This window comes from Pseudomonas edaphica, assembly GCF_005863185.1.
GTDB classification, from domain to species: Bacteria; Pseudomonadota; Gammaproteobacteria; order Pseudomonadales; family Pseudomonadaceae; genus Aquipseudomonas; species Aquipseudomonas edaphica.
In genome coordinates, this window is record NZ_VBVZ01000270.1 from 1 (window position 1) to 8,085 (window position 8,085).

The window sequence follows — 8,085 nt, forward strand, 5'->3', positions numbered from 1 at the left end:
TCACTCACGAGATCGCCATCCTTAAACGTCACAAGTTCGCCAAGCGCAGCGAGCAGATTAGCCCGGCGCAAGGCAGCTTGTTTGATGACCTGCTCAATACCGATCTTGAAGCCATCGAGGCCGAGTTAAAAGCCCTTCATCCAGCGCCCGTACAGACAGAACCACGCCAGCAACCCAAGCGTGCGCCGCTGCCGCCGCAGTTCCCACGCACTGTGATCCATCACGAGCCGGACAACATCCAGTGCGCGTGCGGCTGCCAGCTTCAGCGCATCGGTGAAGACGTCAGCGAGAAGCTGGACTACACGCCGGGTGTGTTTACCGTCGAACAGCACATTCGAGGGAAATGGGCGTGTCGGCAGTGCGAAACTTTGATCCAGGCCCCGGTGCCGGCGCAGGTGATCGACAAGGGCATCCCCACTGCCGGCCTGCTGGCGCACGTGATGGTGGCCAAGTTCGCCGACCACCTGCCGCTGTATCGACAGGAAAAGATCTTCGGCCGTGCCGGCCTGGCTATTCCCCACTCGACACTGGCGCAGTGGGTGGGCCAAACCGGCGTGCAGCTTCAGCCGCTGGTCGATGCGCTGCGCGAAGCAGTGCTGGCCCAGCGCGTGGTTCACGCCGATGAAACGCCGGTACAAATGCTGGCGCCTGGTGAGAAGAAAACCCACCGCGCTTACGTCTGGGCCTATAGCTCTACGCCATTTTCGGCACTCAAGGCCGTGGTCTACGACTTCAGCCCCAGCCGTGCCGGCGAACATGCGCGTAACTTCCTGGGCACGTGGAACGGCAAGCTGGTCTGTGACGACTTCGCAGGCTACAAGGCCAGTTTCGAGCTGGGCATCACCGAAATCGGCTGCATGGCTCGCGCGCGCCGTAAGTTCTTCGACCTGCATGTAGCCAATAAAAGCCAGTTGGCAGAGCAGGCGCTTCACTCGATTGGCTGGCTGTACGAAGTCGAGCGAAACGCCAAGGAAATGAGCGACGAAGATCGCTGGCGATTTCGCCAGGAAACAGCCGTGCCCATCGCTGAAAAGCTGCATGAGTGGATGCTGGCTCAGCGTGAACTTGTGCCCGAGGGTTCGGCCACGGCCAAAGCTCTGGATTACAGCCTCAAACGCTGGGTTGCGCTGTCGCGCCACCTCGATGACGGGGCTGTCCCCATTGATAATAGTTGGGCGGAAAACCAGATCCGGCCATGGGCTCTTGGACGCAAGAACTGGCTCTTCGCCGGCTCGCTACGCAGTGGAAAACGGGCTGCGGCGATTATGAGCTTGATCCAGTCTACGCGGCTGAATGGTCATGATCCGTACGCCTATCTGAAAGATGTGCTCACGCGCATGCCGACACATCGGGCAAGTGAAATCGAACAGCTCCTTCCACATAAGTGGCAGCCGGCTTAATCACGATTCCCACTACGACGACCCACGGTGCTACGGTGGTGATTCTCTAGCAACCCACTCAAGGTTTTCATATGAAACCCAGTCCGCCAATCGATAACGTATTGCGCGTCGCCTTGGTTACAGGATCCACCTCCGGTATCGGCGCAGCCATTGCACGTACACTGAGCCGGCTAGGCTATGCGATGGTACTCCATTCGCGAAACTCTGCGGATACGGGTCGCGCTATGGCTGCCGAAATGAAACAGGCTATCTACGTGCAAGCCGATCTGGCTTTTGAAGCTGACAGGGTCAGGCTTGTTAACGAATCAATCGCCGCGTGGGGTCAGCTGGACGTATTGGTCAATAACGCCGGTATCAGCAGAGTTATTCCGCACAGTGATCTGGCCTCGGTCACTTCGGCGGTGTGGAACGAACTTAACGAAATCAATGTAGTGGCGCCGTTTCACCTCGTCGCATTGGCCGAATCGGCATTGCGCGATGCCGCCCGTTACCGTCGAGCAGGCTGCGTCGTAAACATCAGTTCGCATGCGGGTGTCCGTCCTAAGGGCGCATCCATTCCCTACGCGGTGAGCAAAGCTGCGCTCAATCACATGACCCGCTTGCTCGCGGTTTCACTTGGGCCGGATATTCGCGTAAATGCTGTGGCGCCTGGCTTGGTCGACACGCCTCTAACCGCAGAGTGGACACACGCCCAGGAGTTGTGGCGAACTCGCGCCCCTATGCGCAGGGCCGCTAGCCCAGACGACATTGCCAACGCTGTTGTAATGCTGGTTGATTCGGACTACTTAACCGGTGAGATACTCCTGTCAGACGGCGGGTTAAATCTGACTTAGTTTAGCGTTCTGCGCAGGGGCGGCGAGAAGACAAGCTACTTTTTGTTTTGCCGACAAGCTAGAAAGCCGGCCAGATACGATAGCTTTGCAGGGCGGGATAGATGAGTTTACCGGACGGATACTGAGCAGCTACTCCCGCATCAGTGGACGCCAGCCCAATTTACGCAAGGTGTGTTCGCCGTTCGCTTACGAATCTGCTGCCCCTTGAACCAGAAAGCGCCGAAATCGAAGGCCATCTTGCCTTCTTTGGCTAGTTCATTTTTAGCGCCGGGATCCTGCGGTACAAACACACCAACGACTCCGATACCCCCCGTCGCTTTTATCGAGGCAACAAGGTTATTCATAGTGAGGTGATTGGCTTCATGACCGTGGCGGTCGCAGCATTGATAACCAACACACTCACAGCCTCGATCGGTGCCTTTGCCGTGAGTCAGATTTAATATTTGGTCCACCGCCTCTTTCTCAAGCGAGTTGATGGGCGTAGCACCCATCTGAGCGGCGAGCTTTAAACGGTCGGGATGATTGTCGACCACGAACACCTTCAGGTCATTTGGGGGGCTTATGCGGAGGCCTACGCACTGATCGTGCTGCAGATCTGTCTTTGCTCGATGAACCTACGTGGGTTTAAAAAGAACTTTCAGAATCAGTAGGAGCGATTTATTCGGAGGCCTGGCTACTGTGCTGATTTTTCCTGAACCCACGAGCATTCATGCCAAGCAAAATGCACTCGAGTGCAATCAATCCGAACGCATTTGTGTGCCATCCCCAGATAACCCATAGCGCATTGCTGAGGATAAACCCCCAAAAGGCAATCATGCGCCGGCGCGGTTGTTGAGAACCGATAAACCAAGCTGATATGACAGTCACTACCATGGCGGGCCATTGCACCCAATCAATCAGATCCACCAGGTCACCCAACCCCGAGGCCAGAGTCTGAACTCATGGACGGCTCGACACCTATGTCGGTATTGGGAGGCATAAGGGAAGCCAGATAATCTCCAAATCCACCCCGGCACTTGTAGTCCCGGCGTGCACTGGTGACCACAGGATTAGTGGCTGTCCAGACAATACGTGCTCCTATCCTCTCAAGGTCTGCAACCAGTTGAACATCCTCGTGTGCCATCAAATGCTTGAACCCACCAGCGTTCTGATAAGCCTCGGCACTCAGGCCGAGATTGGCCCCATGGATATGGCGATGGTTCTCGATGAACTGGTACAACGCCAGGTATTGAGTGCGAACCGCCTCGCCGTATTCTCTCCAGCTGTCGACCTCAACTGTTCCACACACCGCGTCAGCGTCAAACTCAATCTGACGCGCTAGCCAATCGGGCGGTACAACGGTATCGGCATCCGTGAAAGCAAGCCACCGTGCACCAGCTTTCAGTAACTGCTCAGCACCTACAGCTCTCGTCTTACCCACGTTTTGAAAGGAGACACCAATCGACTGTATGCCCATCGCCGCGACCATTGCCTCCGTGCTATCTGAGCAGTCGTCCAAGACGACAAGTATCTCGACTAACTGATCTTTTAGCGACGGGTGTTCAACCGCGAGGAGTACGGACTCAAGGCATTGGCTGATATAGCGTTCTTCGTTATGAGCAGGTATCACGATCCCTATCATTTTCTCTCCCTTACCTCGCGACGTGTGCCCAGCAATCGACACCGCCCTGATAAGGAAGGTTTAAAGAATCTATCGTAGCGAGAGCAGCTCCATCTAAAGGAACGTTTCGGAGCGCCATTATCCTGCCAGTATTTACGCCGCGGCATTCTGAACTAGCCTTGTCGTGTTTAGGCTTTTAATCCGGAGAACTGATGGACACGCTAACCAAAGTGGAGGTTGAAGCAGCCCTTTCCGCTCGCCTTCCTAACTGCGCAGTTCACTGTGCATTCAATCCCGACGGCAGCCTTTCGGTGACCGTGACGGCGCACGATGCTGATCAGTTCACCATCGCCAATATCAATCGCGCCCACTATCACGGGGAATCAGGAATCAATAGGCTCATACGGGAAATACTGGAAGAAATGGTCATATCGAGACAGTCTTCCAGGCGTTCATCTGTGGGGTAATAAACAGGAATTCATATGCCGGACTCTACTGAAGCGACGATGCATTCAATCAAAATTGAATACCTAGTGGACACGCTGTTCGGAGTGAATCCCCTCGCAAGCGAGTGTAGAGCACGCATAATGCGCAAAGCGTCTGGATTACAGCTGCAACTCGCACTGCCGTGGCCTAGCGAGCTACAACACGCCCACACACTTACCTTCGAATGGGAGGGCGGCTCCTACCGTGGGGTCGTGCACCACACTGAAAAACTTCCCAATGGGGAGCTGCTGTTGGACGTCGACCCATAACTTAGTCGTGATGGCGGAGAAGTTGGAAATTGCGCCTGCCGCTGCTGTTACGCCGAGGGGTCACGCTTCAGATGGGCTTTGGCTTCCAGCACGGCCTGGGCATGCGCCGAATCAGCCAGCTTTTTGAGTTCCTCACATTGGTCCCAATCAATGACACCGCCGCTTAAGAGCGCTTTGGCACCGTCCAGCAGAGCACTGTGGTAAGCATCCGGAGAATTGGCGCGGTACTCGTAGTCGTTCAACGACTTGTACCAAGCTTTGAGCTCGGGTCGTTGGGGTAAGTAGCTCATAATGCTCATCCTGTTTGGAGCAGGGTTTGTCTTTTCGCCTATTTCTATGTGAGAGCGTCGCCGACCTGAATGTTCAAACACAATCACCCCAAAGCCCCCCTCTTCAGCATTGGTGGATAGCGCTGCACGCCACTCGTCGAGGGATATGCAGAGCGTTAAAACTTTATCTACCGTTGCACCCTCCCACTTGTGAAGAGAAAAGAATTTGCTCCTAGATGAGTCGATTCAATTGAATCCGAAAGTGTGAACGCTGCGTGGAGATGACAATTATGAACCTGCGTCTACCCATGTTTTTGATGTTGTGCTTTACCTTTTCAAACGCCTTGGCTGCGGCGTGTGATGTCTACACGCACTCTCAGAGCGATCAAGTACCCGTGGTTGAACAGCACACCTGCTACACGTACGAAGGCGTGCCTTCCGACGCTATCGATTGGTCGTGCAGCAACGAAAACAAGGACATGATGAACACAAAAAAAACCAAGATCGCTCAATGCGCCGGCGACTATACGGCCAGTTGCAAGGCAACACTCACACAGGAGGCACTTGCGAATCCTCATGCAACCGCCAAAGTTCCTGGCCACGCGGGCGCGATGCTTCCCAGCAACGCTGGGGTGGTGACCTATCACTACGCCGCACAGGACCTTAAGCAAGCCAAAATCGATTGTGAGAAAGACGGCGGGCAGTGGACGTGGCAGTCAGCTCAATAACCGGATTTCAAATGGCGCATCCCATATGAACGGCTTTGAGAATGGTACAACTGCGCCAATACCGCTTATGTTTAAGCGCGGTGATATGGTGCCCAATAACCCAGACCTGCCCGTACTTTTTTATTCAGAGGCACTGTCCAAGCCCTTCGACGACCCTGCGGCACTCTTTGAAGCAATGTTCGCCAGCCAAGGTTGGCCACCTCAGTGGCGTGATCGCATCTACAACTATCATCATTACCATACACAGGGGCACGAAGTGCTGGGTGTCGCAAGCGGCCATGCTCAGCTGATGCTAGGTGGCGAGCACGGGCAGGTTCTGAACGTGAGTACAGGCGATGTGTTGCTGTTGCCGGCAGGCACCGGACATTGCAGTCTGAGCGCCAGTAAAGACTTCCTCGTAGTAGGCGCCTATCCGCCAGGCCAGCATGCGGATATCTGCCGCGAGGCGCCCACCCCGGCACAATTGAGAAATATCGAACGGCTACCATTTCCTGATGAGGGGCCAGTAACGGGCGATCAACGTGTTTTTCGCAGGCTGTGGGTCAGAGATCGCTAAGCGCCCTCTCCCGCCATGGCTAGCTGGTGAAAATGCGGCAATGATTTCAGGGCATGGAGGGATGCCGCCAATTGGACCTCCTCGCGCGATCCCATGAAGCGTTCCTTTCGACTGAACACGCTCAGACCTCGCCCTACTCGATAGGCCCAGGCAAAACACACAGTTCCAGGAGGTATTCCATCGACCACATCAGGACCGAGTATGCCTGTGGTCGCGATGGCTACATTTGCCGAGCTATCGTCCAGCGCCCCGAGAACCATCTCCCGAGCAACCTCACGACTCGTGAGATTAAAAGTATTTATGGTGTACGCGCGTACTTTTAGTAGTCGCTGCTTCGCTTCTGGCGAGTAGACAACATAACCACTCTCAATACATGCCCCCCCTCCGTCGACCTCGGAAAGCAATGTGATAATTTTTCCCGCGGTACAAGACTCGGCCGTCGCAATGACCAGTCGATTGCGTTTGAGGTACTCCACGATAGAAGTGGCGACTAACATGATAATTGCTCCTGCGCGCGAGCGATTGCGCTATCATCCGTTCCAAAAAACGACCTTTCAGATCAATCAACGTTCAAGTGAAAGTGTTTTGAACGTGCACGGTGTCAGGATTTCCAACGTCTACAGAGTTGACCTGACGTTCACGAATTCAGCTTGAGAGAAGGCAAGAGGATGGAACCTACGGCAATGATTACTAAGACAGCCAGAATGGCCAAGTCATGCTCCTTGGCGGCAACCTTTACCCTGTTAAGCGCCTGCGCTGGCAATGATTCTCCCTCGAACGTGGGGGCACCCGGTAAACCCACTGCTCCATCTACCCGAACCCTGGAAGCCGGTGCAGCCTTGCTCCAATCTCGTCCGCCTGTTGATGCATTGAACGCCTATCTGGACGGTTTTCACTTTTATAACGGCCATCCTGAGGTACAGATGGAAGCGCATCACTACTGCGCGATTCTCAATGAAGAGGTGATTCAATGCGTGATCTACGACGGCAATCGCAAGGATGCAAAGTTGATGGGCGTGGAATACATCATCAGCGAGCAGTTATTCACCACACTGCCTACCCCTGAAAAGGCGCTGTGGCACAGCCACGTGCACGAAGTGAAATCAGGACAACTGGTCGCGCCGGGAATCCCCGAAGTGGCGGAGCACGCGTTGATGGAAAAACTGGTGCATACCTACGGTAAGACTTGGCATACCTGGCATACCGATCTCAACAAACGCCTGCCGCTGGGTGCGCCGCAACTGATGATGGGGTTTACCACCGATGGCCAGGCCGACCCTGGGATGGTCGCCGAGCGAGATAAGCGGATGGGTATCGACAGCACCGAAAAGAAGAAGACACGCATCGATATAGTTGCGCCACCCATCGCACCGGGTGCGGACGCATGGCAACAGGGCTCCGTTATTCAGATCACCGATCCGACTGTAACGGCCCATCAGCACTGAACGCACCATTCAGTCAATTGGATTGAACGATCATTTGCTAGCCCTTCTCTATCGCAAGACCAGAGATAGGAGGATGTCATGATGATTGATTCAGCAACCGGAATGAGTCCTGGCGAACGATACGCAGTGGAGAGCCTAGAGCGAACAAGGAGCTTTTGCGGTTTTTTCCTGGATGGAAAATATTACCTGGGTCCTGAACTCTTGACGGCTGTCGGGTGGCTGGAGGGCCAGACATTTATTTACGACGAGCTCGACGCCTTAGGCGACCCGGTATTCCCCGACCGTGTCGCTGGCACGATTGAAAACCTTACCCTCGTACTGGCCGACGGTGCCCGTTTGAAACTCCATCCGATACCTGTTCATGTGCCCGAGGATATGCATGCACGCGCGCCTGTAATGGGAAAAAACAATGGCCAGTTACACGGCAAAACGGTGGTAATCACCGGCGCCTCAAGCGGCATAGGTCGTGCTGCTGCTCACGCATTCGCAGAACAAAGTA

Annotated in this window: 10 protein-coding genes and 3 pseudogenes; 8 read left to right on the plus strand and 5 right to left on the minus strand. The window is 54.8% G+C overall.

The genetic code is table 11. The annotated features are described in order from the left end of the window. The coding region (gene tnpC / locus FEM54_RS18050; RefSeq protein ID WP_138452263.1) for an IS66 family transposase at positions 1 to 1,400 on the plus strand (1,400 nt) is incomplete at its 5' end. 71 nt (positions 1,401 to 1,471) lie between these two features. After that, positions 1,472 to 2,233 carry an SDR family NAD(P)-dependent oxidoreductase gene (locus tag FEM54_RS18055; protein ID WP_138452266.1) on the plus strand — a complete coding sequence of 254 codons (762 nt, stop codon included), beginning with the start codon at positions 1,472 to 1,474 and terminating at the stop codon, positions 2,231 to 2,233. Positions 2,234 to 2,391: 158 nt separating this feature from the next. Here FEM54_RS18055 and FEM54_RS18060 read toward each other — a convergent pair. Then, a pseudogene (locus tag FEM54_RS18060) lies at positions 2,392 to 2,775 on the minus strand (zinc-binding dehydrogenase); the annotation flags it as partial. On the opposite strand from FEM54_RS18060, the pseudogene FEM54_RS35150 reads away from it, so the two are divergent. Then, positions 2,773 to 2,883 (plus strand): annotated as a pseudogene (locus FEM54_RS35150) (hypothetical protein); the annotation flags it as partial. The pseudogenes FEM54_RS18060 and FEM54_RS35150 overlap by 3 nt on opposite strands. A 7-nt stretch (positions 2,884 to 2,890) precedes the next feature. On the opposite strand, the gene FEM54_RS18065 reads toward FEM54_RS35150, so the two are convergent. Further along, on the minus strand, positions 2,891 to 3,139 hold the full coding sequence (locus FEM54_RS18065) for a hypothetical protein (protein ID WP_074854427.1): 249 nt from the start codon (positions 3,137 to 3,139) through the stop codon (positions 2,891 to 2,893). 4 nt (positions 3,140 to 3,143) lie between these two features. Next, complete coding sequence (locus FEM54_RS18070) at positions 3,144 to 3,854, minus strand: glycosyltransferase family 2 protein (protein WP_138452268.1); 711 nt, start codon at positions 3,852 to 3,854, stop codon at positions 3,144 to 3,146. 191 nt (positions 3,855 to 4,045) lie between these two features. Between FEM54_RS18070 and FEM54_RS18075 the strand changes: the two genes are divergently transcribed. Further along, complete coding sequence (locus tag FEM54_RS18075; RefSeq protein WP_045792168.1) at positions 4,046 to 4,300, plus strand: hypothetical protein; 255 nt, start codon at positions 4,046 to 4,048, stop codon at positions 4,298 to 4,300. Positions 4,301 to 4,635: 335 nt separating this feature from the next. On the opposite strand, the gene FEM54_RS18085 is transcribed toward FEM54_RS18075, so the two are convergent. Next, a complete protein-coding gene (locus FEM54_RS18085) occupies positions 4,636 to 4,878 on the minus strand; it encodes a hypothetical protein (protein WP_138452271.1) in 243 nt (80 codons plus the stop codon). Between the two features lie 269 nt (positions 4,879 to 5,147). Here FEM54_RS18085 and FEM54_RS18090 point away from each other — a divergent pair, with 269 nt between their 5' ends. Continuing rightward, positions 5,148 to 5,585, plus strand: coding sequence for a hypothetical protein (locus FEM54_RS18090; protein WP_138452273.1), 438 nt, complete (start codon positions 5,148 to 5,150; stop codon positions 5,583 to 5,585). A 25-nt stretch (positions 5,586 to 5,610) separates the two neighbouring features. After that, a complete protein-coding gene (locus FEM54_RS18095) occupies positions 5,611 to 6,141 on the plus strand; it encodes a cupin (RefSeq protein ID WP_240792768.1) in 531 nt (176 codons plus the stop codon). Here the strand turns inward: FEM54_RS18095 and FEM54_RS18100 are convergent. Then, positions 6,138 to 6,638: a CinA family protein gene (locus tag FEM54_RS18100; protein ID WP_138452275.1), complete on the minus strand. Its 501-nt coding sequence runs from the start codon at positions 6,636 to 6,638 to the stop codon at positions 6,138 to 6,140. The two genes, FEM54_RS18095 and FEM54_RS18100, sit on opposite strands and share 4 nt — an antisense overlap. A 186-nt stretch (positions 6,639 to 6,824) precedes the next feature. Here FEM54_RS18100 and FEM54_RS18105 point away from each other — a divergent pair, with 186 nt between their 5' ends. Then, a complete protein-coding gene (locus FEM54_RS18105; protein ID WP_138452278.1) occupies positions 6,825 to 7,586 on the plus strand; it encodes an OBAP family protein in 762 nt (253 codons plus the stop codon). Positions 7,587 to 7,667: 81 nt separating this feature from the next. Continuing rightward, positions 7,668 to 8,085: pseudogene (locus FEM54_RS18110) on the plus strand (SDR family oxidoreductase); the annotation flags it as partial.

Bases quoted from the DNA above. Each gene is read 5' to 3' on its own strand.
- FEM54_RS18055 (WP_138452266.1), top strand. From the start codon at position 1,472: ATGAAACCCAGTCCGCCAATCGATAACGTATTGCGCGTCGCCTTGGTT.
- FEM54_RS18070 (WP_138452268.1), bottom strand. From the start codon at position 3,854: ATGATAGGGATCGTGATACCTGCTCATAACGAAGAACGCTATATCAGC.
- FEM54_RS18075 (WP_045792168.1), top strand. From the start codon at position 4,046: ATGGACACGCTAACCAAAGTGGAGGTTGAAGCAGCCCTTTCCGCTCGC.
- FEM54_RS18085 (WP_138452271.1), bottom strand. From the start codon at position 4,878: ATGAGCTACTTACCCCAACGACCCGAGCTCAAAGCTTGGTACAAGTCG.
- FEM54_RS18090 (WP_138452273.1), top strand. From the start codon at position 5,148: ATGAACCTGCGTCTACCCATGTTTTTGATGTTGTGCTTTACCTTTTCA.
- FEM54_RS18095 (WP_240792768.1), top strand. From the start codon at position 5,611: ATGAACGGCTTTGAGAATGGTACAACTGCGCCAATACCGCTTATGTTT.
- FEM54_RS18100 (WP_138452275.1), bottom strand. From the start codon at position 6,638: ATGTTAGTCGCCACTTCTATCGTGGAGTACCTCAAACGCAATCGACTG.
- FEM54_RS18105 (WP_138452278.1), top strand. From the start codon at position 6,825: ATGATTACTAAGACAGCCAGAATGGCCAAGTCATGCTCCTTGGCGGCA.